Origin of the sequence: Allomuricauda sp. XS_ASV26, from assembly GCF_041224615.1 — a bacterium.
GTDB lineage: Bacteria > Bacteroidota > Bacteroidia > Flavobacteriales > Flavobacteriaceae > Flagellimonas > Flagellimonas alginolytica.
Window position 1 is genome coordinate 71455 of sequence record NZ_JBGFGK010000029.1, and the last position, 26186, is coordinate 97640.

General features: G+C 39.3%; 27 protein-coding genes. 22 read left to right on the forward strand and 5 right to left on the reverse strand.

Features of this window, described 5'->3' with window-relative positions; translation table 11 throughout:
• The first annotated feature begins 1 nt into the window (after position 1).
• The 19 genes from lpxD (AB9K32_RS04760) (at position 2) to hisIE (ending at position 17621) form a co-directional block, all read left to right on the forward strand.
• Positions 2 to 1036: a UDP-3-O-(3-hydroxymyristoyl)glucosamine N-acyltransferase gene (gene lpxD / locus AB9K32_RS04760; protein WP_224836957.1), complete on the forward strand. Its 1035-nt coding sequence runs from the start codon at positions 2 to 4 to the stop codon at positions 1034 to 1036.
• Positions 1020 to 2432 (forward strand): bifunctional UDP-3-O-[3-hydroxymyristoyl] N-acetylglucosamine deacetylase/3-hydroxyacyl-ACP dehydratase, encoded by a 1413-nt coding sequence (locus tag AB9K32_RS04765; protein ID WP_224836956.1) that lies wholly within the window; start codon positions 1020 to 1022, stop codon positions 2430 to 2432. The genes lpxD (AB9K32_RS04760) and AB9K32_RS04765 overlap by 17 nt, the downstream gene beginning before the upstream one ends.
• A complete protein-coding gene (gene lpxA / locus AB9K32_RS04770) occupies positions 2433 to 3218 on the forward strand; it encodes an acyl-ACP--UDP-N-acetylglucosamine O-acyltransferase (RefSeq protein ID WP_224836955.1) in 786 nt (261 codons plus the stop codon).
• Between the two features lie 5 nt (positions 3219 to 3223).
• Positions 3224 to 3790, forward strand: coding sequence for an elongation factor P (efp, locus tag AB9K32_RS04775; protein ID WP_224836954.1), 567 nt, complete (start codon positions 3224 to 3226; stop codon positions 3788 to 3790).
• Positions 3791 to 3796: 6 nt separating this feature from the next.
• On the forward strand, positions 3797 to 4732 hold the full coding sequence (gene lpxD / locus AB9K32_RS04780) for a UDP-3-O-(3-hydroxymyristoyl)glucosamine N-acyltransferase (RefSeq protein WP_369884514.1): 936 nt from the start codon (positions 3797 to 3799) through the stop codon (positions 4730 to 4732).
• Between the two features lie 60 nt (positions 4733 to 4792).
• Positions 4793 to 5665, forward strand: coding sequence for a succinate--CoA ligase subunit alpha (gene sucD / locus AB9K32_RS04785; protein WP_369884515.1), 873 nt, complete (start codon positions 4793 to 4795; stop codon positions 5663 to 5665).
• 107 nt (positions 5666 to 5772) lie between these two features.
• Complete coding sequence (fabG, locus tag AB9K32_RS04790) at positions 5773 to 6522, forward strand: 3-oxoacyl-[acyl-carrier-protein] reductase (RefSeq protein ID WP_293295258.1); 750 nt, start codon at positions 5773 to 5775, stop codon at positions 6520 to 6522.
• Between the two features lie 10 nt (positions 6523 to 6532).
• Complete coding sequence (locus AB9K32_RS04795) at positions 6533 to 8560, forward strand: VWA domain-containing protein (protein ID WP_369884516.1); 2028 nt, start codon at positions 6533 to 6535, stop codon at positions 8558 to 8560.
• 12 nt (positions 8561 to 8572) lie between these two features.
• Positions 8573 to 9388, forward strand: coding sequence for a prohibitin family protein (locus AB9K32_RS04800; RefSeq protein ID WP_224836949.1), 816 nt, complete (start codon positions 8573 to 8575; stop codon positions 9386 to 9388).
• A gap of 201 nt (positions 9389 to 9589) precedes the next feature.
• A complete protein-coding gene (gene hisG / locus AB9K32_RS04805; RefSeq protein WP_369884517.1) occupies positions 9590 to 10447 on the forward strand; it encodes an ATP phosphoribosyltransferase in 858 nt (285 codons plus the stop codon).
• Positions 10448 to 10458: 11 nt separating this feature from the next.
• On the forward strand, positions 10459 to 10896 hold the full coding sequence (locus AB9K32_RS04810; protein WP_224836947.1) for a GNAT family N-acetyltransferase: 438 nt from the start codon (positions 10459 to 10461) through the stop codon (positions 10894 to 10896).
• Positions 10893 to 12179, forward strand: coding sequence for a histidinol dehydrogenase (gene hisD, locus AB9K32_RS04815; protein ID WP_369884518.1), 1287 nt, complete (start codon positions 10893 to 10895; stop codon positions 12177 to 12179). Before AB9K32_RS04810 ends, hisD begins: the two co-directional genes overlap by 4 nt.
• Positions 12176 to 13222 carry a histidinol-phosphate transaminase gene (gene hisC / locus AB9K32_RS04820; RefSeq protein ID WP_369884519.1) on the forward strand — a complete coding sequence of 349 codons (1047 nt, stop codon included), beginning with the start codon at positions 12176 to 12178 and terminating at the stop codon, positions 13220 to 13222. The genes hisD and hisC overlap by 4 nt, the downstream gene beginning before the upstream one ends.
• Positions 13222 to 14358, forward strand: a complete 1137-nt coding sequence (hisB, locus tag AB9K32_RS04825) for a bifunctional histidinol-phosphatase/imidazoleglycerol-phosphate dehydratase HisB (RefSeq protein ID WP_369884520.1) — start codon at positions 13222 to 13224, stop codon at positions 14356 to 14358. The genes hisC and hisB overlap by 1 nt, the downstream gene beginning before the upstream one ends.
• An 82-nt stretch (positions 14359 to 14440) precedes the next feature.
• Positions 14441 to 15022, forward strand: coding sequence for an imidazole glycerol phosphate synthase subunit HisH (gene hisH, locus AB9K32_RS04830; RefSeq protein WP_369884521.1), 582 nt, complete (start codon positions 14441 to 14443; stop codon positions 15020 to 15022).
• A 2-nt stretch (positions 15023 to 15024) separates the two neighbouring features.
• Complete coding sequence (hisA, locus tag AB9K32_RS04835) at positions 15025 to 15756, forward strand: 1-(5-phosphoribosyl)-5-[(5-phosphoribosylamino)methylideneamino]imidazole-4-carboxamide isomerase (RefSeq protein WP_252079737.1); 732 nt, start codon at positions 15025 to 15027, stop codon at positions 15754 to 15756.
• Positions 15749 to 16264, forward strand: coding sequence for a DinB family protein (locus AB9K32_RS04840; RefSeq protein WP_224836941.1), 516 nt, complete (start codon positions 15749 to 15751; stop codon positions 16262 to 16264). Before hisA ends, AB9K32_RS04840 begins: the two co-directional genes overlap by 8 nt.
• 2 nt (positions 16265 to 16266) lie before the next feature.
• Positions 16267 to 17022 (forward strand): imidazole glycerol phosphate synthase subunit HisF, encoded by a 756-nt coding sequence (gene hisF, locus AB9K32_RS04845; RefSeq protein ID WP_224836940.1) that lies wholly within the window; start codon positions 16267 to 16269, stop codon positions 17020 to 17022.
• 2 nt (positions 17023 to 17024) lie between these two features.
• Complete coding sequence (gene hisIE / locus AB9K32_RS04850; protein WP_369884522.1) at positions 17025 to 17621, forward strand: bifunctional phosphoribosyl-AMP cyclohydrolase/phosphoribosyl-ATP diphosphatase HisIE; 597 nt, start codon at positions 17025 to 17027, stop codon at positions 17619 to 17621.
• 150 nt (positions 17622 to 17771) lie between these two features.
• Here hisIE and AB9K32_RS04855 read toward each other — a convergent pair whose 3' ends face one another.
• The 4 genes from AB9K32_RS04855 to AB9K32_RS04870 form a co-directional block, all read right to left on the reverse strand.
• The gene (locus tag AB9K32_RS04855) at positions 17772 to 18446 is read right to left on the reverse strand and encodes a hypothetical protein (RefSeq protein WP_252079738.1); all 675 of its coding nucleotides are present in this window, start codon (positions 18444 to 18446) and stop codon (positions 17772 to 17774) included.
• Positions 18447 to 18515: 69 nt separating this feature from the next.
• A complete protein-coding gene (locus AB9K32_RS04860; protein WP_369884523.1) occupies positions 18516 to 19625 on the reverse strand; it encodes a hypothetical protein in 1110 nt (369 codons plus the stop codon).
• Complete coding sequence (locus AB9K32_RS04865) at positions 19582 to 20124, reverse strand: hypothetical protein (RefSeq protein ID WP_369884524.1); 543 nt, start codon at positions 20122 to 20124, stop codon at positions 19582 to 19584. Before AB9K32_RS04865 ends, AB9K32_RS04860 begins: the two co-directional genes overlap by 44 nt.
• Positions 20121 to 20663 carry an RNA polymerase sigma factor gene (locus tag AB9K32_RS04870; protein WP_252079741.1) on the reverse strand — a complete coding sequence of 181 codons (543 nt, stop codon included), beginning with the start codon at positions 20661 to 20663 and terminating at the stop codon, positions 20121 to 20123. Before AB9K32_RS04870 ends, AB9K32_RS04865 begins: the two co-directional genes overlap by 4 nt.
• A gap of 195 nt (positions 20664 to 20858) precedes the next feature.
• Here AB9K32_RS04870 and AB9K32_RS04875 point away from each other — a divergent pair, with 195 nt between their 5' ends.
• Together AB9K32_RS04875 and AB9K32_RS04880 are read left to right on the forward strand one after the other, a co-directional pair.
• Positions 20859 to 23240, forward strand: a complete 2382-nt coding sequence (locus AB9K32_RS04875) for a TonB-dependent receptor (RefSeq protein WP_338195118.1) — start codon at positions 20859 to 20861, stop codon at positions 23238 to 23240.
• A gap of 2 nt (positions 23241 to 23242) precedes the next feature.
• Positions 23243 to 24088: a DUF4249 domain-containing protein gene (locus AB9K32_RS04880; protein WP_369884525.1), complete on the forward strand. Its 846-nt coding sequence runs from the start codon at positions 23243 to 23245 to the stop codon at positions 24086 to 24088.
• A gap of 55 nt (positions 24089 to 24143) precedes the next feature.
• On the opposite strand, the gene AB9K32_RS04885 is transcribed toward AB9K32_RS04880, so the two are convergent.
• Positions 24144 to 24947, reverse strand: a complete 804-nt coding sequence (locus tag AB9K32_RS04885; RefSeq protein WP_369884526.1) for a DUF1853 family protein — start codon at positions 24945 to 24947, stop codon at positions 24144 to 24146.
• Positions 24948 to 25025: 78 nt separating this feature from the next.
• Between AB9K32_RS04885 and AB9K32_RS04890 the strand changes: the two genes are divergently transcribed.
• The gene (locus AB9K32_RS04890; protein WP_224836931.1) at positions 25026 to 26186 is read left to right on the forward strand and encodes a VWA domain-containing protein; all 1161 of its coding nucleotides are present in this window, start codon (positions 25026 to 25028) and stop codon (positions 26184 to 26186) included.

Below are 26186 nucleotides of genomic sequence, written 5' to 3' on the forward strand. Positions count from 1 at the left end.
AATGAAATTTACAGCTACCCAAATTGCCGGAATCCTAGAGGGGGAAGTTGAGGGAAATCCTCAAATCGCTGTCCATAAATTATCTAAGATCGAAGAGGGTGAAAAAGGGTCGTTGACCTTTTTGGCCAATCCTAAATACACCTCTTATATTTATTCCACCAAGGCATCCATTACTATAGTAAATAAGGATTTTGTTCCAGAGCAGTCCATTACAACAACATTGATCAAAGTTGATGATGCGTACAAATCCTTTTCCAAATTATTGGAATACTATAATCAGGTTAAAAATAACAAAGTGGGTATAGAAAACCCCTGTTATATTTCGGAAACCGCAAAGTATGGCGAAGAATTTTACCTGGGAGCGTTTGCTTACCTCGGAAACAATGTGAACATAGGCAATAATGTAAAAGTCTATCCCAATGCCTACATTGGCGATAACGTGACCATTGGAAACAATGTAATCGTTTTTGCAGGAGCCAAAGTCTATTCCGAAACCATAATCGGCAACAACTGTGTAATCCATGGTGGTGCCATTATCGGTGCGGACGGATTTGGATTTACGCCCAATGCCAACGGAGAATATAGTAAAGTGCCCCAAACAGGCAACGTTATTATAGAGGACAACGTTGATATTGGTGCAGGAACTACAATAGACCGAGCAACCCTAGGGTCCACTATATTAAGGAAGGGAGTAAAACTGGACAATCAAATCCAGATTGCCCATAACGTGGAAATTGGTGAACATACAGCCATTGCGGCCCAAACAGGTGTAGCTGGTTCCACCAAAATTGGAAAAAACTGTTTGATTGGCGGCCAGGTAGGTATCGTAGGGCATATTACCATTGGCGATAGGGTTCGTATACAGGCACAATCCGGAATAGGCAGAAATGTAAAGGACGATGAAGTACTCCAGGGATCTCCTGCCTTAAATTATGGTGATTTCAACAAATCGTACGTACACTTTAAGAATTTGCCAAAATTGGCAAATCAAATCTCCAACATAGAAAAAAAAGTTGAAGGTGAGCAAAACAAGTAACAAACAACGCACAATAGCCAAAAAAGTAAGCCTACAAGGTGTAGGATTGCACACTGGGGAAAATGTAACAATGAGTTTTCTTCCTGCTGACGAAAACCATGGTTTTGCGTTTAAAAGAATAGATCTCGAAGGTGAACCCATAATAGAGGCCGATGCCAATTATGTGGTAAACACCCAACGTGGAACCAATCTGGAAAAGAACGGAGTCAAAATCCATACATCGGAGCATGTTTTAGCAGCTTTGGTAGGTTTGGATATAGACAATGTTCTCATAGAGTTGGATGCACCGGAACCTCCGATCATGGACGGTTCTTCCAAATTTTTTGTCGAAGCTTTGGAAGAGGCCGGGATAGTGGAACAAGAGCAGGAACGTGAAGAGTATGTGGTAAAAGATGTGATTTCTTATAAAGATGAGACCACGGGAAGCGAAATCACCATTATTCCCGCAGAAGAATACCAAGTAACCACCATGGTAGACTTTGGCACCAAAGTTTTGGGAACACAGAATGCCACATTGGAAAAAATGTCGGATTTTAAAGAAGAAATTGCCGATGCCCGCACATTTAGCTTTCTACATGAACTCGAAATGTTGTTGGAGCATGGACTAATAAAAGGTGGGGACCTAAACAATGCCATTGTGTATGTGGACAAGGAAATCTCCGAATCCACCATGAAAAAGTTGGAGAAAGCCTTCAATAAAGAAAAACTCTCCGTTAAGCCCAACGGTATTTTGGATAACCTGACTTTGCACCACCCAAATGAAGCTGCACGTCATAAGTTATTGGATGTGATCGGCGATTTGGCACTTGCCGGAACCCGGATCAGAGGAAAAGTAATCGCCAACAAACCCGGGCATTTTGTAAACACCCAGTTTGCAAAAAAACTATCCAAAATCATAAAGATCGAGAAAAGGAACAAAGTTCCCACATACGACCTGAACCAAGAACCATTGATGGATGTGAACGAAATTATGGCAAGACTGCCGCACAGACCTCCATTTTTATTGGTCGATAAGATTTTGGAACTATCCGACACACATGTGGTGGGCGTAAAAAACGTGACCATGAACGAGCCGTTCTTTGTGGGCCATTTTCCTGGTGCACCGGTAATGCCAGGGGTATTGCAAGTGGAAGCAATGGCTCAAACAGGAGGAATTCTTGTATTGAGCACTGTTCCCGACCCTGAGAATTACCTAACATTCTTTATGAAGATCGATAAGGTAAAATTTAAGCAACAAGTAGTTCCGGGAGATACCTTAATTTTTAAATGTGATCTAATTTCGCCCATCCGAAGAGGAATTTGCCATATGCAGGCCTATGCCTATGCCAACGGGAAATTGGTTTCGGAAGCAGAACTAATGGCGCAGATCGTAAAAACAAAAAACACAGATTCGTAGATGAACCAACCTTTAGCATATGTTCACCCCGGGGCCAAAATTGCCAAAAACGTGGTAATTGAACCCTTTACCACCATACACAACAATGTTACCATAGGTGAAGGCACATGGATAGGCTCCAATGTGACCATTATGGAGGGCGCCCGTATCGGGAAAAACTGTAATATATTCCCCGGTGCCGTAATTTCGGCCATGCCCCAGGACTTAAAATATCAAGGAGAAGATACCACGGTCCAGATTGGCGACAATACCACCATTCGTGAATGCGCCACTATCAACAAGGGAACATCCGACCGGATGAAGACCGTTATCGGCAACAATTGTCTAATTATGGCCTATTGCCATATTGCACACGATTGTTTGGTGGGCGACGGTTGTATATTTAGCAATAATTCCACTTTGGCAGGACACGTCACCATAGGTCAAAATGTAGTTCTGGCAGGTATGGTGGCAGTTCACCAATTTGTATCCATTGGAAACCACGCATTTGTAACAGGTGGTTCCTTGGTTCGTAAAGACGTACCTCCTTATGTAAAGGCCGCAAGAGAACCACTTTCCTATGTTGGCATCAATTCCATTGGATTGCGAAGAAGAGGTTTCGAATCCGATAAGATTCGTGAGATTCAAAATATTTACAGACTACTTTATCAACAAAACTATAACAATTCCCAAGCTGCGTCCATTATAGAAGCAGAAATGGAGGCAACCCCGGAAAGGGATGAGATTCTTCAATTCATCAGAGATTCGCAGAGAGGAATTATGAAAGGATATTTCAGTTCAAACTAAAATTTATGGCAAGTACTTCAGATATAAGAAAAGGATTGTGCATCAAGTACAACAACGACATCTACAAAATTGTGGAGTTTCTTCATGTTAAACCAGGTAAAGGGCCTGCATTTGTCCGTACCAAATTAAAGAGCGTAACCACCGGAAAAGTAATCGACAACACTTTTTCCGCCGGTCATAAAATTGAGGACGTCCGTGTAGAAACACGCAGCTATCAATTTTTGTACAACGAAGGTGAAACATATCATTTTATGAACACCGACGATTACACTCAGATCGCATTGCAAAGAGACGCATTGGATGCTTACGATCTTTTGAAAGAAAGTGAAGTGGTAACCATTATTTTCAATGCCGAGGACAACATGCCGCTTTCCGTTGAAATGCCCGCAAGCGTAGTTTTGGAAGTTACCCACACTGAGCCAGGTGTGAAGGGAAACACGGCTACAAACGCAACAAAACCGGCAACGGTAGAAACTGGGGCCACGATCAATGTTCCTCTTTTTATCAACGAAGGCGATAAGATAAAAATCGATACTGAGAAAGCTTCCTATTTGGAGCGCTCCAAAGAATAAGGCTGAATGAAATTCCCAAAAACCTATACCTTAAAAGAAATTTCGGAACTTATTGATGCCGATTTTGTAGGGAATAAGGATTTTCCTGTTCTGGGCATGAACGAGATCCATGTGGTGGAAGAAGGTGACATTGTATTTGTGGACCATCCCAAGTATTATGACAAGGCACTGCAGTCAAAGGCTACCGTAGTTCTCATCAATAAAGAGGTGGAATGTCCAGAAGGTAAAGCTTTGCTTGTCTCGGATGATCCTTTTAGAGACTTCAATAAGTTAACGCGTCATTTCAAACCGTTTGAAAGTGCTGCTTCATCTATTGCATCCACTGCCCAAATAGGGGAGGGAACCATTATCCAGCCCAACGTATTTATCGGCAACCATGTAGAAATTGGTAAAAATTGCGTAATTCATCCCAACATAACCATTTACGATGGATGCAAATTGGGCGATAACGTAACCATACATGCAGGAACCGTGCTGGGGGCCGATGCGTTCTACTATAAAAACAGGCCCGAAGGTTTTGACAAATTGCTTTCCGGAGGGAATGTCGTGATAGAGAACAATGTGGATATTGGAGCCGGATGCACCATTGACCGTGGAGTAACAGGCTCAACTACCATAAAAGAAGGGGCTAAATTGGATAACCAAATCCAAGTGGGGCACGATACTGTTATCGGAAAAAAATGTTTGATCGCATCCCACGTAGGTATCGCTGGTTGTTGCATTATTGAGGATGAAGTGACACTTTGGGGCCAGGTGGGTATCACCAGTGGTGCTACCATTGGGAAAAAGGCGGTAATATTGGCCCAATCGGGTATATCCAAATCCCTGGAAGGCGGTAAAACCTATTTTGGTTACCCGGCCGAGGAAGCTCGGGAAAAACTCAAACAAATTGCATACATCAAAAAGATTCCAGAAATCTTGAAAAAACTAAAAAAGATTTAAGAAATCAATAGAAAAAAACTTTAGTAAACCATATTTTTGTATCTACATTAAGTTAAATATATGAGCGTCTTAGTAAACAAGGATTCAAACATAATTGTACAAGGATTTACCGGTAGTGAAGGAACTTTCCATGCCGAACAAATGATTGAATACGGAACCAACGTAGTCGGTGGTGTGACCCCAGGAAAAGGTGGTCAGGAACATTTGGGAAAACCAGTTTTCAACACCGTTGCCGAAGCTGTAAAAGAAGTTGGTGCCGATACCACGATTATTTTTGTTCCACCCGCATTTGCTGCGGATGCCATTATGGAAGCTGCCGATGCAGGAATCAAGGTGATCATTACCATTACCGAAGGTATTCCCGTAGCGGATATGGTAAAAGCCAACGATTACATCAAGGATATGGACTGTACGTTGATCGGTCCAAACTGCCCAGGAGTAATTACTCCGGGTGAGGCAAAAGTTGGTATTATGCCAGGATTTGTCTTCAAAAAAGGAAAAGTAGGCATTGTGTCCAAATCCGGAACATTGACTTATGAAGCTGCCGATCAAGTTGTTCGCCAGGGATTGGGAATCACAACAGCCATTGGAATTGGTGGTGACCCTATTATCGGGACCACGACAAAACAAGCTGTTGAATTGTTGATCAACGATCCGGAAACCGAATGTGTGGTAATGATCGGTGAAATTGGTGGCCAATTGGAGGCCGAAGCGGCAAGATGGTACAAAGAAAGCGGTAGCAAAAAGCCTGTTGTAGGTTTTATTGCTGGTGAAACTGCTCCTGCCGGACGTACCATGGGACACGCCGGAGCTATTGTAGGCGGTAGTGATGATACCGCACAGGCCAAGAAAAAAATCATGCGCGACTGTGGTATCCATGTTGTGGATTCTCCCGCAGAAATTGGCGTAAAAGTTAAAGAAGTGGTTGGATAATCAACCGTTAAATCCATACTAAATCCCGTTTTATGCGGGATTTTTTTTCGTCTAAACATAAAACAACGACTATATTTGGTTAATAACCATTCAAACACCATCGATTTATGAAACTTTTGGAAGGGAAAAACGTAATTATAACAGGAGCAAGTAGGGGCATTGGAAAAGGAATCGCAGAAGTATTTGCCAAACATGGAGCAAATGTGGCGTTTACTTACAGCTCTAGTGAAGCTCCAGCATTGGAACTGGAACAAGAATTGACCAAACTTGGCGTCAAAGCCAAAGCCTATAAAAGTAACGCCGCAAGTTTTGAAGAGTCCGAAGCACTTGTTGCCAAGGTCTTGGAGGATTTTGATGGCAGGATTGATGTACTCATCAACAATGCAGGCATTACCAAGGACAATTTATTGATGCGAATGGGAGAGGACGATTTTGATAAAGTAATCGAAATCAACCTAAAATCAGTTTTCAATATGACCAAAGCAGTGCAACGTACTATGTTGAAGCAACGTAAAGGCTCTATAATCAATATGAGCAGTGTGGTTGGAGTAAAAGGCAATGCGGGTCAGACCAATTACGCAGCTTCCAAAGCAGGAATGATCGGGTTTACAAAATCCGTTGCCTTGGAACTAGGGTCTAGGAATATACGTTGCAATGCCATTGCGCCAGGTTTTATCGAAACTGAAATGACCGAAAAGTTGGACGAAAAAACAGTTCAAGGTTGGAGGGAAGGTATTCCTTTAAAACGAGGTGGTAGCCCCGAGGATGTTGCCAACGCCTGTGTTTTCTTGGCATCGGACTTATCTGATTATGTCACCGGACAGGTATTGAACGTTGATGGTGGAATGTTAACATAAGTGAATGGAAATGAGCACGGTACTTCTTATTGTTTTAGCAGTTGCTGCCGCGCTTGCCCTTGTCTATTTTCAATATTACCATAAAGACCCGAGAAAGGGTTCACTTAAATTTATATTGGCCGCACTGAGGTTTGTCACCTTTTTTTGCGGCCTTTTACTTTTGATAAATCCAAAGTTTGTCAATAGGGATTATTTTATCGAAAAAGCCAATTTGATTCTATTGGTGGACCATTCCGAATCCATGCAGGAAGCCTCATCAGAGGGCGAAATTTACCAAGCCATACAACAAATAAAGCAGAATGAAGCCATAAACGATAGGTTTGCTGTGCATCAATATGGTTTTGGCGATATTGTTTCAGTAACCGATTCCATTCGTTTTGATCAAGGAAATACGGATCTTTCCAAAGCGTTGACTACCGTAAATGATGTATTTGTAAACGGAAACAATGTTATTGCATTATTTTCTGATGGGAACCAGACCTTGGGCAAGGATTTCGAATACATCAACTTAAAGGACAATTTAACTGTAAATCCCGTAATTGTAGGTGACACCACTCAATACGAGGATATCGCCGTAGGCTTTATCAACGTTAATAAATACGCATTTTTACGTAATACCTTTCCGATTGAGACCTCTGTCCGTTATCAAGGAAACAGTTCAGCATCCAGTACCATTTCTATTTATCTAGATGGCAGTAGGGTTCACCAGGAACGTATTGAACTGAGCACGGAAAATAACAGCCGGACGATTAAAACTTTGGTCGAGGCAAAAAGTGTAGGGGTTAAAACCATAAAAATAGAAATCAGACCTTTGGACAGTGAACGAAATGTTACCAATAACTCCAAAGAAACGGCCATAGAGGTCATCGATGAAAAAACCAATATTGCGATTGTTTCGGATATACTTCATCCGGATATCGGTGCGCTCAAAAAATCCATTGAATCCAACGAACAACGCTCCGTAATCCTTCTAAAGCCAGATGCCACCCCATCCGAGTTGGAAGAAATAGGTTTGTTCATCCTATATCAGCCTAACAGGAATTTTAAAACTACATACGATTATTTGGAAAAATATGGGGGAAACTATCTCACTATTGTAGGGACAAAAACAGATTGGAATTTTGTGAATGCCTCGCAAAATAGCTTTGCGGTATCCGGCAGTAGGCAGCAAGAGGATGTTTTACCCGTTTTAAACAATGCATTTGGGATGTTTGGATTGGGCGAATTTTCGGTTGACGACTTTCCGCCCCTGCAAGGAACCCTGGGTGAAATAGAACTTAACAAGGAGAGCGAAACCTTAATGTACCAACAGTTACAAGGTGTAAATTTGGATAAACCCCTATTCACCATTCTTACGGAGCGCAATAAAAAGGAAGCGATATTGTTCGGGGAAGATATTTGGAGATGGAGGGCCCAAACGTACAGAAACGAGCAAAATTTTAAAAAGTTTGATGACTTTATAGGTAATTTAATGATTTATCTAGTTTCCAATAAACAACGGAATCGACTGGAACTGGACTACGAACTTGTATTTGACAATGCCAATATGGCCAAGATCAGAGCTTCCTATTTTGATGAAAGCTACCAGTTTAATGCCAACGCAAGTATTTCTATCAAAATAGAAGGAGAAGACAATGATTTTACCAGAGTATCTCCATTACTTCTTAAAGGGGGCTTTTACGAAATCGATCTAAGCAACTTAGAGGCCGGCACCTATAAATTTAACGTCAAGGTGGAAGATGAAAACTTGAATAGGTCCGGGACCTTTAGAATCTTGGACTTTAATCCCGAGAAGCAATTAATCTCCGCCAACTATAAAAAAATGGGTCGTTTGGCATCCAAAAGTAACGGACACCTTTACTTTTTGAACAATCTGGACGATTTACAATCGGAATTGACCACTTCCGGAAAATTCTTGCCCGTACAAAAGACCAAGGAGAATGTCGTATCTTTAATAGATTTCCGTATTTTATTGGGATTGATTGCTCTATCCCTAACGTCGGAGTGGTTCATCAGAAAATATAATGGATTAATATAAATAGAAGTAAAAATGGACAAATTGCCCAAGATTGCGTTGCCTGCACTGGCAACGGTTATTTTCTTAATTATCATCATTTCAAAATCTGCAGTGACCATAGGTTCCGGTGAAGCAGGTGTATTGTATAAAACCTTTGGTGGCGGTGTTGTTACGGATGCCCCACCCTTGGGAGAAGGCTTTCATTTAGTAGCGCCTTGGAACAGGGTATATATTTACGAAGTAAGACAGCAGGAAAAAACCGAAAAAATGAATGTGCTATCGTCGAACGGACTGGATATTAAATTGGAAGCTTCCGTATGGTTCCAGCCTAAATACGATGAATTGGGAAAACTACACCAAGAAAAAAGCGAACAGTACATCGACCGAGTACTTCTTCCCGCTATACGCTCTGCGGCAAGAAGTGTTGTTGGAAGATATACGCCCGAACAACTTTATTCGAGCAAAAGGGATGCCATACAACAAGAGATATTTGAAGAAACCCAAAAAATAGTTGAGGATCAATACATCCAATTGAACGAAGTATTGGTAAGGGATGTAACATTGCCTCCCACTATTAAAGATGCCATTGAACGCAAATTAAAACAAGAACAGGAATCTTTGGAGTACGAATTTAGATTGGTCACAGCAGAAAAAGAAGCTGAAAAAGTTAGGATAGAAGCACAAGGTAAGGCAGATGCCAACCGTATTTTAAGTGCTTCACTTACCGATAAAATATTGCAGGACAAAGGCATAGACGCAACAATAAAACTATCCGAATCACCAAATACCAAAGTAATCGTGGTAGGATCGGGAGACGACGGCCTACCATTAATTTTGGGAAATAACTAAATAACTCTTTTTTGATATAAAAATATATCCTACTTTTGACGTATAATGAAAACGAATAACGTACATCATCATCATTTTTATACTTGCTCTCAAGCGAGATAGGAATGTATTGCTGTATTTAAAATATATTCTAACCCGTTTGAGAAATCAAACGGGTTTGTTTTTTGTACCCCTTTGGTTTTTCGGACAAAAACTTGAAAAATGACAAAAATTAGAATTGCTGTTCAAAAGAGTGGGCGTTTAAACGAAGATTCGCTCAAAATTTTAAAAGATTGCGGTATTTCCATAGACAACGGGAAAGATCAATTAAAAGCTACTTCCCGCAATTTTCCCTTGGAAGTATTTTATCTAAGAAATGGGGATATTCCACAGTACCTGCGAGATGAGGTAGTGGACATAGCCATTATTGGTGAAAACGTCCTTATAGAAAAAGGGAAGGACATTTCCATAGCCGAACGTTTGGGATTTTCCAAATGTCGGGTTTCCCTGGCAGTTCCAAAAAGCGAGAGTTACAATTCCATTAAGGATTTCGAAGGGAAGAAAATCGCAACTTCCTACCCAAACACGGTCAAGGAGTATCTGGCCGCCAGAGGGGTAAACGCAGAACTTCATATTATAAATGGTTCCGTGGAAATTGCTCCCAATATCGGTTTGGCCTATGGAATCTGTGATATTGTTTCGAGCGGTAGTACGTTGTTCAAAAACAACTTAAAGGAAGTCGAGGTAATGCTAAAAAGTGAAGCGGTGCTAGCTGTTTCGCCTACCATTTCCGAAGAGCGCAAAGAACTCTTAAAAAAAATACAGTTCAGGATCAAATCGGTTTTGCAGGCACGCCAGAACAAATATGTGCTCATGAATGCACCAAACGAGAAACTGGACGAGATTATTTCCATTCTCCCCGGAATGCGGAGCCCCACGGTATTGCCCTTGGCTGAAGAAGGATGGAGCTCTGTGCACACGGTAATAAATCGAGAGACTTTTTGGGAAGTAATCGATGAACTGAAACAAGCGGGAGCAGAAGGTATCTTGGTTTGTCCAATCGAAAAAATGGTCCTTTAAAATTAGGTAGAATGATAGGTGAGTTCAACATAAAATGGATTCCCGAAGAGAATCTGTCCTCAATTTTACCTTTGGCATTTGTGCTGAACAATAAAAAGGTTTCCATGGATATCTTACAGCAACGATTGGCCGCTATGATTCCCATGGGATATAAATGTATCGGGGTTTATGATCAAGAAAGATTAGTGGGAATATGTGGGGTATGGGAACTGAACAAACTCTATGCAGGAAAGCATTTGGAACCGGATAATGTGATTATTGATCCCGAATATCAAGGAAAGAAAATCGGCGACTTAATGATGTCCTTTTTAACGGATTATGCAAAATCCATAGGTTGCGAAACCATGGAACTTAACTGTTATGCCAATAATAACAGAGGTAAACAATTCTGGGAAAACCAAGGTTACGAAGCCTTGGGCTTTCACATGATCAAAAGACTAAAACCATGAAAAAGTATATATATCCAGATAAAGACACTTGGCCAAAACTACTTCAAAGGCCAACACAGACTGTTTCCGACATAGAGGAAACGGTGAACGATATTTTTAAGGCTGTACAGACCGGTGGTGATGGGGTCATCAAAAAGTACACTGCGCAATTCGATAAGGTAGAATTGGACTCTGTTTTAGTGACTGCTTCAGAAATTGAAACTGCCAACAACAACGTTTCAGATGCTTTAAAGCAAGCTATCAATTTGGCCAAATCCAATATTGAAAAGTTCCACGCAGCCCAAAAAACTGATAAAGTTGAAGTCGAGACCATGCCTGGTGTGGAATGTTGGCAGGAAAAACGTCCTATTCAAAAAGTGGGGTTGTACATTCCAGGCGGAACAGCACCTCTATTTTCAACCATTTTGATGCTGGCCATTCCAGCGAAGCTTGCCGGCTGCAAAGAAATAGTACTATGTAGCCCGCCAGATAAAAATGGTAAAATCAATCCTGCCATTTTATATGCCGCCCAACTTTGTGGCGTAACACAAATTTTTATGGTTGGAGGTATTCAGGCCATTGCAGGGATGACCTTTGGCACGGAGAGTGTTCCGAAAGTGTACAAAATATTTGGTCCAGGTAACCAATATGTAACCGTTGCAAAGCAATTGGCCACCAAGTATGGTGTGGCAATCGACATGCCTGCGGGTCCGAGTGAGTTGTTGGTGGTTGCTGATGATTCTGCCAATGCTGCATTTGTTGCTTCGGATTTATTGAGTCAGGCCGAACACGGAGTAGACAGTCAGGTTATTTTGGTTTCTACTTCTGAGAAAATGATTGAAGCTGTTGAAAAGGAAGTTGAAATTCAGCTTGAACAACTACCAAGAGTCGATATTGCTCGAAAATCTATCGGCAACAGTAGATTGATTTTGGTCAAAGACGATAAAGAAGCCATAGAGCTCATCAACGAATATGGTCCGGAGCACTTTATTGTTTGTGTGGAAAACGAGGAATTTTATTTGGATAATATCCAGAATGCTGGTTCGGTTTTCATAGGAAATTACACCCCAGAAAGTGCGGGTGATTATGCTTCCGGCACCAACCACACCTTGCCGACCAATGGTTATGCCAAACAATACAGCGGTGTAAACCTGGATAGTTTTATGAAGAGCATGACCTTTCAGAAGATTTCAGAAAAGGGAATTCAAGGGATCGGGACTGCCATAGAATTAATGGCCGAAGCAGAAGGATTACAAGCACACAAAAACGCCGTAACCCTTAGATTAAATAGTTTGAAACAATGAAAGGGTTTGATTTAAATACATTGGTTAGGGAGTCCGTACAAAAACTACAGCCATACTCTTCGGCACGAGACGAATATGTCTCCGATGGTTCCGAAATGCTATTCTTGGACGCAAACGAGAACCCGTTCGATAATGGGGTAAATCGGTACCCCGACCCATATCAACGCAGCTTAAAATTATTATTAGCCGAACAAAAAGGAGTATCAGAAAGTCAAATTTTGTTAGGTAATGGAAGCGACGAAGTATTGGATTTAATTTACAGGGCGTTTTGCGAACCAAATCAGGATAACATCATCTCTTTGCCACCAACTTATGGCATGTACAAGGTGTTGTCGGGTATTAATGCGGTGGAAAATAAGGAGGTGTTTCTGACTGACGATTTTGAACCGAATGTAGAAGAAATTTTAGGCGTAGTGGATGCCAAATCCAAGCTACTTTTTATTTGTTCGCCGAACAATCCCACAGGAAATTCCTTTAAAAAAGAAAGAATCAAACAATTATTGGCATCTTTCAGTGGATTGGTTGTTATCGATGAAGCCTACATCGACTTTTCAAAAGATGAAAGTTGGTTATCGCAACTGAATAACTATCCCAACTTAATCGTGACGCAAACCTTGTCAAAGGCCTATGGTTTGGCAGGTATTCGGTTAGGCATATGCTATGCATCCGAAGAAATAATTAAGGTTTTGAACAAAATCAAACCACCGTACAATGTCAATCAATTAACTCAGCAAAGAGCACTCGAGCGTGTTTTAAACCAAGATTTGGTCAATAAAGAAATACTACAAATACTACAGGAACGAAATCAACTGATCACTGCTTTAAATAACTTGGAATTTGTAGAAAAAATATACCCCACCGACGCCAATTTTGTGTTGGCCAAGGTCGATAATGCCAACAAACGCTACCAACAACTTTTGGAAAAACAAGTAGTGGTGCGAAACCGCAGTACGCAGCCGCTTTGTGAAAACACTTTGCGCTTTACCGTTGGTACACCAGAAGAAAACAAAAAATTGATAGCCACTTTAAAAGAATTGAACTAATGGCCAAAAAAGTACTATTTATTGATCGTGATGGAACCATCATCAAAGAAACTATCGATGAGCAGATAGATGCCTTTGAAAAAATGATTTTCTATCCCAAGGCATTTACGTATTTAGGAAAAATTGCAAAGGAATTGGACTATGAATTGGTGATGATCACCAACCAAGATGGGTTGGGAACCGATATTTTTCCCGAAGATACCTTTTGGCCCGTACATAATTTTATCATCAAATCTTTTGAAAATGAAGGTGTGGTTTTCGATGCGGTTTACATCGATAAAACCTTTCCAAAGGACAATGCCGACACTCGTAAACCCGGCACTGGCATGTTGACTTCCTATTTTTCCGAGGAATATGATTTGGAAAATTCATTTGTGATCGGTGACCGTTTGACAGATGTGGAGTTGGCCAAGAATCTTGGAGCCAAAGGCATCTTCATCAATGACAATACCCATTTAGGAACAGGGGAAATCACAGTAAAACGTGAGGAGTTGGATGACTTCATCGCTCTGGAAAGTAATGATTGGGAGAAAATCTACGAGTTCTTGAAATTGGAAAATCGTGTTTCTGAAATCTCACGTAAAACCAATGAGACTGATATTCAAATCAAAATAAACCTCGACGGAACTGGAAAAAGCAATATCAACACAGGATTGGCATTTTTTGACCATATGTTGGACCAATTGGCCAGACATGGACAAATGGATTTAGATATTAAAGTAGATGGTGATTTGGAGGTAGATGAACACCATACCATTGAAGACACAGCAATTGCATTGGGAGAGCTGTTTTCCAAAGCTTTGGGCAATAAATTTGGTATTGAACGCTATGGCTTCGCATTGCCCATGGATGATTGCTTGGCACAAGTGGCCATCGATTTTGGTGGTCGAAATTGGTTGGTTTGGGATACCGAATTCAAGCGAGAGAAAGTAGGAGATATGCCAACCGAAATGTTCATGCACTTTTTTAAATCGTTCACTGATGGAGCCAAGGCGAACTTGAACATTAAAGCCGAAGGTACCAACGAACACCATAAAATTGAAGCTATATTCAAGGCTTTTGCCAAATCCATTAAAATGGCGGTAAAACGAGATGCTGAAAAAATGATATTACCCTCTACGAAGGGCATGTTATAAATTCCCGTCATTTCGAAGGAGCTCGCGACTGAGAAATCTAGATTTCTCGCTTTGCTCGAAATGACATCAAGATTTTAAGTAAATGAAAATTGTAATTATCGATTACGGCGCAGGAAACATTCAAAGCATCATATTTGCCATAAAACGGTTAGGATATGAAGCCGTTTTGAGTCATGATGCCGAAGAAATCCGAAATGCCGATAAAGTTATTTTTCCTGGAGTTGGCGAGGCAAGTTCCGCTATGGAAAAATTAAGAGCCACGGGATTGGATACGCTTATTCCAACGCTAAAACAACCAGTTTTGGGCATCTGTTTGGGCATGCAGCTCATGTGTAATGCTTCTGAAGAGGGCAACACCGAAGGATTAGGAATTTTTGATTTGGATGTGGTAAAATTTTCAAACAAAGTAAAAGTTCCTCAAATAGGATGGAACCAGATTTCAGATTTAAAAAGTGAGCTTTTTGCCAATGTTCCTGATAAATCATACATCTATTTAGTGCACAGTTTTTATGCACCTATCGGTAAAGAATCCATTGCTTTATCTGAATATGAGGTCGAATATAGCGCTGCTTTGCAGAAAGATAATTTTTATGGGGTACAGTTTCATCCAGAAAAAAGTAGTGAAGTAGGAAGTGGAATTTTACAAAATTTCTTAAATCTATAAGTATGAGGATAATACCAGCCATAGATATCATTGACGGTAAATGCGTGCGTCTTTCCAAAGGCGATTACAATACCAAAAAAGTCTATAACGAAAACCCTTTGGAAGTAGCCAAGGAGTTTGAGGAACATGGTATTCAACATCTTCATTTGGTGGATTTGGATGGCGCAAAATCCAAACATATTGTCAACCATAAAGTTTTGGAGTCCATTGCATCAAAAACCAATCTTCAAATTGATTTTGGTGGAGGGTTAAAATCCAATGAAGATCTGCACATTGCTTTTGAAAGTGGTGCAAAACAAATCACAGGTGGGAGTATCGCTGTAAAAGACCGAGACACGTTTTTGGGTTGGTTGGAAAAATATGGGCCCGAAAAAATTATTCTGGGTGCAGATGCCAATAATGAAAAGGTGGCCGTTTCTGGCTGGCAAGAAGAATCAGATTTACAACTTATTCCTTTTGTTCAACAATACCAATCGGAAGGCATAACCTATGTGATTTGTACAGATATAAGTAAGGATGGTATGTTACAAGGACCATCATTCCAGTTATACAAAAAAATGCTGTCCCAAACCAAAAAAGGATTACATTTAATTGCCAGTGGAGGAATCTCCACTTTTGACGAACTCCCCAAACTTGCTGAAATTGGTTGTGAGGGCACAATCATAGGCAAAGCCATTTATGAAGGTAAGATCAGTTTAAAACAATTGGAACATTATATTCTTGAGAATGGATAAAGAAAAAGAACTCCAAGAAGAATTGGTTTGGAATGCAGGGTATCGTATGAACGAAAACCTCCGTATGATCAAAATTTGTTTAGATCAACTTTCTGAAGAACAAGTTTGGCAGAAGCCGAACAGCTCGTGCAACAGCATTGCAAATCTTATTCTTCATTTATGCGGAAACATCACCCAATATGGGATTGCTTCCATTCAAAACTTGGAGGATGAACGTAAACGGGATGAAGAATTTGCCACCGAATCTGGCTACACCAAAGCTGAGTTAATCAAAAAACTAGAAGATACGGTCGATGAAGCTAAAAGAGCATTTTATGATGCTCCCTTACATGAGCTTTTGCGCAAACGTTATGTTCAAGGGTTTAATTTTTCTGGGGTGGGCAATATTATCCATGTAACAGAGCATTTATCTTACCATACGGGTCAGATTGCACTGTACACTAAAATGTTGAACGATCAGGATCTTGGATTTTATTCTGGGGTAAACTTGAATGTGAAGAACGAATAATTATGTTAACAAAAAGAATAATTCCCTGCCTCGACATAAAAGATGGTAGAACCGTTAAAGGTGTCAATTTTGTGGATTTACGTGATGCTGGTGACCCAGTAGAATTGGCACAACGGTATGCTGATGAAGGTGCAGATGAACTTGTTTTCTTAGATATTTCTGCCACCGAGCAAAAGCGTAAAACGCTGGCGGAGTTGGTGTATCACGTAGCAGAAAAATTAAATATACCATTTACAGTAGGTGGTGGAATCTCTTCCGTGGAAGATGTAGATATATTACTTAAAAACGGAGCAGATAAAGTTTCTATCAATTCTTCAGCGGTTAAAAATCCAGAATTAATCAACGAATTGGTGGCCAAATTTGGTTCGCAATGTATAGTTGTTGCCATAGATGCTCGTAAAACTACCGATGGCTGGAAAGTGCATTTGGTGGGAGGCAAAGTGCCTACGGAATTGGATTTATTTGATTGGGCAAAAGAGGTAGAGCAGCGTGGTGCTGGTGAAATTTTATTTACCTCCATGGACCATGATGGTACTAAAAATGGCTTTGCTGACGAGGAATTGGCTAAACTATCGAGTTTGGTAAACATTCCCATAATTGCCTCTGGTGGGGCGGGAGCGGTGTCTCATTTCACAGATACTTTTAAATATGGTAAGGCAGATGCAGCTTTAGCGGCAAGCGTTTTTCATTTTAAGGAAATCGAAATCAATTCACTCAAAAAAGAATTAAAGGAAAAAGGAATTCCTGTAAGATTATAATAATGCAAATAGACTTCAATAAAAATTCAGACGGACTAGTTCCTGCAATAATTCAAGATGCAACAACCAAAAATGTGTTGATGCTAGGGTACATGGATCAGGAAGCATTCAACAAAACCCAAGAAACGGGTAAAGTCACTTTTTTTAGTCGTTCTAAAAATAGGTTGTGGACAAAAGGTGAGGAAAGCGGCAACTTTTTGGAATTGGTTTCTATGAAGGTAGATTGCGATAAGGATACCTTATTGGTCCAAGTGAATCCAGCTGGGCCCACCTGTCATACGGGTACAGATACCTGTTGGGATGAAGAAAACACACCCAACTTTAGCTTTTTATCAGAATTAGAGAATGTAATCGCTTCCCGAAAAGAAAACAAAGAGGATGAAAAAAGCTATGTAGCTTCACTTTTTAGAAAGGGAATCAATAAAATTGCCCAAAAAGTAGGGGAAGAGGCCGTGGAAACTGTAATTGAAGCCAAAGACGATAACGAAGAATTGTTCTTAAACGAAAGTGCAGATTTACTTTTTCATTATTTAATCTTACTCCAAGCTAAAGGATACACTTTAAAAGATATTGAAAAAGTATTGATAGAAAGGCATTAAAAAAGGCTTTTTTATAAGGTAACGGGAGACCAAGTTAATTGGATTGGTTTTATAATCTTGTCCTGATTACAAATATAAACGGTATTGTTTTTAACAAATACTCTAGTCACAGGAATAGTTATTTTACTAGGTGCTTTTTCTCCCTTCATCCTAATCTATTTGTTTCTTATAACGGTTTTTACCCATGTTAAATATACCTACTTTAATACCCAAACCAGCAGAGAAACCGTTAATGCGATCCAGTGCTTGTTGCTCCAATTCAATTTTACTAGAAAACCGGTATTTACCAGTAGCTTCTAACTGTACGTACCTATTGATATTAAATAATAAACTTACTCCTGGTTCGTAAACAAATATGTAGTCCGAAGTGTCAAAATCCTCATTATCAAAATCGTTGTCATCGTTCTCAAAGGTGTCGCCATCTACATAACCAATAGCTCCGCCACCTATAAATTGAGGAAAGGACAGGCTAATTGTTCTTTTACCAAAAAGAATTGGTTCCAAGTGTAAGCCTACATAACCACCTATTAAATCTTCATTATCTATAGATAATTCGCCAGATAAGTTTTGTTGCGAATAAAACCCATAGGTTGCTAAGCCTATTTCTAATTTACGGTTAGCAACGTAAGCTAGTTTTAGACCGGCAAAAAAAGTGTCCTTTCCATCAATTTCGCCAATAGCCAATGGAATACCGAGATATATACCATGGACTACATTGTTACGGTCGTTAAAGGTGATGTATTCGTCATTACTTTTTTGTTGCGCATGCGTGGTGATTATACTAACTAATGCTATAAATAATACTGTCGTTTTTTGATTGAACATTATTCAAATTTTGATTGATATAATTTAAAGACAACCCAATTTTAAAAAGGTTGCATGTGTAAGACTATTTTAATCATTTATGGTTACAATTCCTTTAACTCCAGAAATAGTAATTTTTCCCAGGGCATTATTACCGTAGGTAGCTTCTATTTTTCTAAGTTTTTTACCCTTATCCAACATTTTGGAAGCAACATTATCAAAGGTTTTAGGTAGTCTTACAACTCCTTGTTCCAGTGTAGCTATAAAGCGATGGGGGAAATTTGTGGTTTTGATGGTAATATCAGAGGATTCTTGGGTGAGCGTTATAGCAGCATCGGGATTACCTATTTTAGCAACTACAAAATCTACAATCTTTAATTCGCTATCTATATCCTTTTGCAATTGCTCTATTCTAATGGAAGAGAATTTAAGACTTCCAAAAAGGTGTTTAACTTCTTCTACATGTATTTCATCCTTGTTTGAATACAACTCAAGTGTGGCTATAGCATTCAATTGTATTTCGCTCCCTTCCGTTGTTAATTGCAAGTTTTTGGCGTCATCCATGCTTAACTCGCCATTTTTTAGGACTATTCTGGCATAATTGATGTTTTTAGCACGTATTTTTCCAAATTTTAATTGAATAGTAGCTTTGCTGATCATTTCTCCTAACCATAAGTCACCATGTTCTAAGTTGGCCTCTAATTGCCCTTGCCATTCTTCTATAAGAATATCCCCAAATTTGTTCGTAACATTCAATTTGGCATCCCTAGGTAAAAACACTTCATAGTCTATTTGTACTCTACTACGGTCTGAATCTATTGGGTTTGTCTTATTAAAAAAATCTGCAAACCATCCGGTATTTCTATTGGCTATAACAGATGTTATGGAAACATAGCTTTGATTGGCACGTATTTCTGGTTGCACTCTTTGAAGTAAATCCTTGGCATTTTCTTCTTTTTTATGATTTACTTTTACAGTAATAACCACTTTTACTTTTGGCTGTTCCCAACCGGTGAAGGTTATATTTCCATATTTGTTGTCGATGTGTAGCTCTCCGTTAGCCTCTAATTCAAATTGCTTTTCTATTGTTTTTTCAACGTGCTCTTGTGCTGCCACAGTAGCTGAAGTTAGTAATAAGAGCAATCCTAGGTAAGTTTTATAAAGTGTACTCATAATTCTGCTCAAATTTTTCTGTTTCATTAAGTCGTTCTAAAAGCTTCTCTATAAGCTCAATGCGTTTTTTGTAGTTGGCAACAATAGCTTCCAGGACCTGCTCATTGTCTAAATTGGTCTCCATTTCTTTTTTTAGTGCCAGGTATTCCGCATCTAACTCGTCCATAAAAGACAAAAATTCATTTTTATCGGCTGTACTAAGTTTTGGATTTTTCTGTACCAAAGCTACTTGGTAATTAACCAAACTTTTATAATGCATGTCTATTTCCAGCAACTCTTTTGATGCCAGCTGGTTCTCTGTAGCTATGCTAGGTTTAAAATGTGTGTAGAAAAATGTAATTACCATCAGAGCGATCAAACTAGCAGCAATTTTTAAGAACAGTTTCCTTTTATAAAGCGGCACAACTTTAGTTTTACCTGCTTCTAAAACGGTATTGATCTGCAGCCACATGTTATCTCGATCCGCTCTTTCTGTGTTAAAAGCTTCTGCATTGTCGCTTATGTATTTTTCAAAATCATCCATCATAATTCACTTACAATTTGCATTAACTTCTTTTTAGCTCTGTGGTATTGGGATTTCGAGGTACTTACTGTTATTTCTAAGATTGTTGCAATTTCTACATGATCATATCCTTCTACTAGATATAGATTTATAATTTGCTTGTAGCCATCTGGTAATAACGCAATGCCACGTTTAATTTTACTAATATCTTTTACATCCGGTATCACAGTCTCCGTGGTTTGGGTCATCTGATATTCGCTTTCCTCCATAGGTACTAAATCTACCTTTTTAGCTTTAAGATGGTTAATACTTTTATTAATCACAATCCGCTTTAACCAAGCTCCAAAACTGCTTTGGTATTTAAAAGAGTGTAATTGTTTAAAAGCATCTATAAAGCTGTCTTGTACAATATCTTCAGCATCTTCTTTATTTCCTAAAAACCTAAAACCAACATTATACATGGCATCCACATAGTAACTATAGAGCTCGTATTGAGAACTACTATGGCCTGCTTTGCACTGTTCTACTAATGATTGATGTGTAAAACGAATGTCCGTTTTCAATGGTTCGGTTTGATGCTTATTGCTCTAAAGACAAAGGAAATACTAAAGGGTTGCACCTAGAGTAAAAAAAGTGTGAAGTTTTTTTAATTAGGTGAAGAAACTGCATTTTTTTTAGAAGCAATGCAACCTTGTCTTTTTTGAATTGTCTATTGGTGGTATACATTTTAATTCAAACATCAAAAAACAAATCAGAAAATGAATTCAAAAAAAATACCATGGGTAATGGTAGTTTTAGTATTAAACTCTTTTTGGAGTTTTAGCCAAACCAATTACACGCTAAGTGGCACTATCAGAGATAATAATAATGGAGAAACACTTTATGGTGCTTCTATTTTCCTTGCCGGCACAACAATAGGAACTACCACAAATGAATACGGTTTTTATTCTATTACCGCACCAGAAGGCATCTATGAACTAAATGTCTCTTACATGGGTTTTACCGATGTTAAAATAAAAGTGAATTTACACGCAGATGTAAAAAAGGATATAGAGATTGAACAATTATCTACTGAGCTGAACGAGGTTATCGTAACTGCCGAAGAACCAGAAAAAGCCTTGCTTCGGAAACCAGAAATGAGTGTGCTAAAAATGAATATTGGAACTGTTAAAAAGATGCCTGTTGTATTAGGCGAGGTAGATATTTTAAAATCGTTACAATTGCTTCCCGGGGTCACTAACAATGGAGAAGGCACTGGAGGTTTTCATGTACGGGGTGGAGCCCAGGACCAAAATTTAGTTTTGTTGGATGAGGCTATCATTTACAACACCTCTCATATGTTTGGCTTCTTTTCTGTTTTTAATGCAGATGCCATTAAAGACTTAAAACTGTATAAAGGTGGTATTCCGGCCCGGTTTGGAGGTAGGGTTTCTTCTGTTTTGGATATCAGACAAAAAGACGGGAACAATAAAAATTTTGCACTTACTGGTGGTATCGGTGCAATTTCTAGTAGGTTAACAGCAGAAGGGCCAATGTTCAAAAACAAGGGCTCTTTTTTGGTTGCTGGTAGACGTTCCTATCTAGATCTTTTTCTTAAAGCTGCGGGTGAAGAGAATTCCGTAATGTTCTATGATTTAAACCTTAAAACCAATTACAGCATTAATCCAAATAATAGAATATACCTGAGTGGTTATTTTGGAAGAGATGCATTTGAAATCGGTCAAAGCTTTGCCAGTAGTTATGGCAATGCCTCTGGCAATTTACGATGGAACCATATTTTCAACGATAAATTATTCTCTAATCTTTCCGCAATTGTCAGTAGGTATGATTATGATTTAGACTTGGATTTTGAAGAGTTTGAGTGGATGTCCTCCATAAACAACTACAATCTTAAGTATGATTTTAAATATTACTTAAATGATGGTTTTACTTTGGGTTTTGGGGCCAGCAGTCTGCTCTATGAGTTTGACCCTGGCCAGATAAAACCAACATCAGAAACATCTGCCATAAATCCCTTGGCATTAGATAAAAAGAGAGCTTTAGAAAGTGCGGTTTATGTAAATGCTGAGCATAAATTAAGCAATAGACTAACGGCACAATACGGATTACGTTTAAGTGGATTTTCCAGATTGGGCGGGCAACCTATTTCGATATATCAAAACAACCAGCCGGTTGTATATAATTCGGATTTAGAAATCTATGAGAGAGGGGAGGTAATTGATGAAACTACGTATAAAAAGAGTGACGTTATTACTTCTTTTCGCAATCTAGAACCTAGAGCATCTTTGGCCTACTTAATTAATGATAACAGTTCTTTAAAGGCAGGGTTTTCAAGAACAGCCCAGTATATTCATCTTTTATCAAACACCTCTTCTGTAACACCTTTAGACGTTTGGACTCCAAGCGGGCCCTTTATAAAGCCGCAATTGTCCAATCAATATGCGCTTGGTTACTTTTATGACTTTAAGGATAAGAAATATTCCTTGGAGGTAGAAGGTTACTTTAAAACCGTGGCAAATCGGATAGATTATATAGATGGTTCTGACCTTATAGGCCAAAATACCATAGAAACCGAAATATTGAATGGAGAAATGCGTGCCTACGGTTTAGAGCTCTTGCTACGCAAAAACACAGGGAATTTTACGGGTTGGTTAGCTTATACGTGGTCAAAATCTGAACAACGTACTCTTGGTGATACAGCTGGCGGACCTGGAATTGCCAACGGTAATTGGTATCCTACTTTTTTTGATAGAACCCATGATATATCCATTTCTGGCGCATACCGGTTAAACGATCATTGGAGCTTTGGAACAAACCTAGTATATCAAACAGGGAGACCAGTGACTTACCCCAATGGGCAGTATAGTTACGAGGGGGTGTCCATTGCAAGTTATGCAAGTCGAAATTCAGACCGTTTACCAGCGTATCACCGTTTGGATGCATCTATAACTTACACGCCCAAAAAATCTTTAAATAAGCGATTTAAGGGAGAATGGGTTTTAAGCATTTACAACCTCTATCACCGTAAAAATGCGGCCAGTATTTCTTTTGGACAAAACTTTGAAACAGGAGCCAACGAGGCTACAAGAACCGCCATATTTGGCATATTACCATCCATCACTTATAATTTTAAATTCTGATCATGAAAACCATTATAAAATATATATCGTTAGTAATTTTTTTGGTTCTAACCGCCTGTGAAGACGTAGTAGATATAGATGTGCAAGAAGGACCAACAAGACTTGTAATAGAAGCTTCTTTAGATTGGGAAAAAGGAACAGAAGGTAATTATCAAACTATAAAACTATCCACCTCTACACCTTATTTTGATACAAGTTTTCAGCCTGCAATAGGAGCTACAGTTAGCGTTCTAAATGTAAATAGCGGAACAGAAGTTTTATTTGTAGACCAAAATGATGGAAACTATACTACAACTGATTTTGAGCCGGTAATTGGCGACACCTATGCATTGACCGTAAACTATAAAAACGAAGTATTTACGGCTACAGAGAAAATGACTCCCGTGCCAGAAATCAAGGAAGTTTTTCAGTCTAGGGATGATGGTTTTAATGATGAAGATCTAGAAGTTCATTTGGTTTTTACGGACCCCGAAGCGGAAGAAAATTATTACCTGTTCAAATTTTTAAAAGAGGGAGAATTGTTTCCAGCATTTGAAGATGCAAAGGACGAATTTATAAACGGAAATGAGATCGATTGGTGGTACGAAATTGAAGAAGATGAGATGGATGGCTTAACGCCTTTTGAGCCAGGTGATACGGTTTACATTAGCATGCACGGTATTTCTAAAAGCTATTATGAATACATAAAGATCTTAATTGAACAAATGGGCGGTGTTGGCTTGTTCTCTTCAACTCCTGTTGCTTTAAAAGGAAACTGTGTGAACCAAACCAAACCAGAAAATCAACCATTAGGATATTTTAGACTTACAGAGGTAAACAAGGTTACCTATACATTTACAGCAGAATAAAAGGTGATTGATGTGGTAGCGCTGGGTTCCTAGGTCCTGGCGCTATTTTTCTGCTTTACCACCATACCACAAACAGCTTAAATAATTCTCCTTCTGTAGTACGTACCCATAGCATTGGTGCGTACTGCTTAAGGTGTTTTAGATTGATGTCTAGCAGCGTGTTGTAATGGTTGTTCCACAAAACTTGATTATCGGGTGGCAACGGCCATTCTTTTTTAGTCGGAATGTAGAACTGATAATGTTTAAATAGATTAGTATTGAATTGCTCAAAACGCACCCAATAGCCCGCATGGCAAGATGTATTTAGTGGTCGTATAGCTAGTTTTTCCTCCTTAAAAGGTGTAAAAAGTTGTGCCTTAAAACAGCATTGCTGTTCCATTTCTAATGGGTCAATCCCTAAGGCATCCCATTTTTGTTTAAGACTGGCATGATGTAGAAGAGGAAATTGTTTTTCTTTGAGCTTATCCAATTTGGTATAAAACATATCCCGCTTATTAGGCCCCATCAGTCGGTGTATAGGTTCCGATATGTTAGGATTTATGATATAGAATTTGTAGGCTAGTTCTACGTGTAGATAGTTATTGGTAAGGTTGTTTTTTAAGATAAAATCCAATTCGCCCAAACGTACTTTTCCTTCATCTATCAAAACATTTGCTAATACAACCTCATACGCTTCAGAAGTTGTTATCAGGTGCCTAAACACGTATTCCATTTGGTGACCTAAACGTAATTTTTCTGGAATGGCAACATTTTTTACAGAATCCATGTCTATGGATGGAAATTCAAATTGCGGTAATCCAAATTGTTCTCGGGTCCAAAGTGGCGCAGTATTGTAAAATGCTTCTAACAGTGCTTTCATCCTTAAACAAACTTACGGAAAGCGTTAAGTTTTTTCTAAAGCTTTAGTCATTACCTCAATTTGCCGTAAATTTATGTAATGGCTATGAACACAAGAAAAGGGTTTCGTTTTACCAATTACGAAGCACCCGACCAAACTCCGTTCGAAAAACTCTTCGAAATTTTTCAAGAACTCGTCACTCATACCTCGGGCGATGTGGAGGAAGCGTTGGACTGGTTACGTGAATTGGATAAAGAATACAACCTTACTGACGACGATTACACTATTGATGACTTTATCGAGGACCTAAAGGCAAAAGGTTATATCCGCGAAGAGTTTGATATTGATAATCCCCAAGGTGGAGAAGGTGAGGAGGGTAATGAAAACGGTGGTGGTATACTCTCTTTGACCGCTAAACTAGAGCGCATGCTGCGTCAACGGGCTTTAGATCAAATCTTCGGTAAAATAAAGCGTAGTGGTTCGGGTAACCATAAGACCGGAAAATCAGGAAAAGGAGACGAGCATACCGGGGAGTTCCGTGAATACCGTTTTGGAGATTCGTTGGAGCACATCAATATGACGGAAAGCCTCAAAAATGCCCAAGTAAACCATGGGTTGGATAACTTTTCCCTAAATGAAGAAGATTTAGTCGTTGAGGATACAATGCACAAAGCTCAGATGAGTACGGTGCTCATGATAGACATTAGCCATAGCATGATTTTATATGGCGAGGACCGAATCACACCCGCCAAAAAAGTGGCCATGGCTCTGGCAGAATTGATCACCACCCGTTATCCAAAAGATACCTTGGATATCTTGGTTTTTGGTAACGATGCCTGGCCCATTCCCATTAAAGACCTGCCCTATTTAAAAGTAGGGCCATACCATACCAATACCGTAGCTGGTTTGCAATTGGCCATGGACATGCTCCGCCGAAAACGTAATACCAACAAACAAATTTTCATGATTACCGATGGAAAGCCATCCTGTTTGCGATTACCAAACGGAGATTATTATAAAAACAGTGTAGGCTTGGACGAATACATTGTTGAAAAATGCTACGCCATGGCGCAACAAGCCAGAAAACTTCATATACCTATTACCACATTTATGATTGCAGAAGACCCTTATTTGATGCAATTCGTTCGTGAATTCACAAAGGCCAACAAGGGGAAGGCCTTCTATACAGGACTTAAAGGATTGGGTGAAATGATTTTTGAGGACTACGAACAAAACAGAAAAAAAAGAATTAAAGGTTAA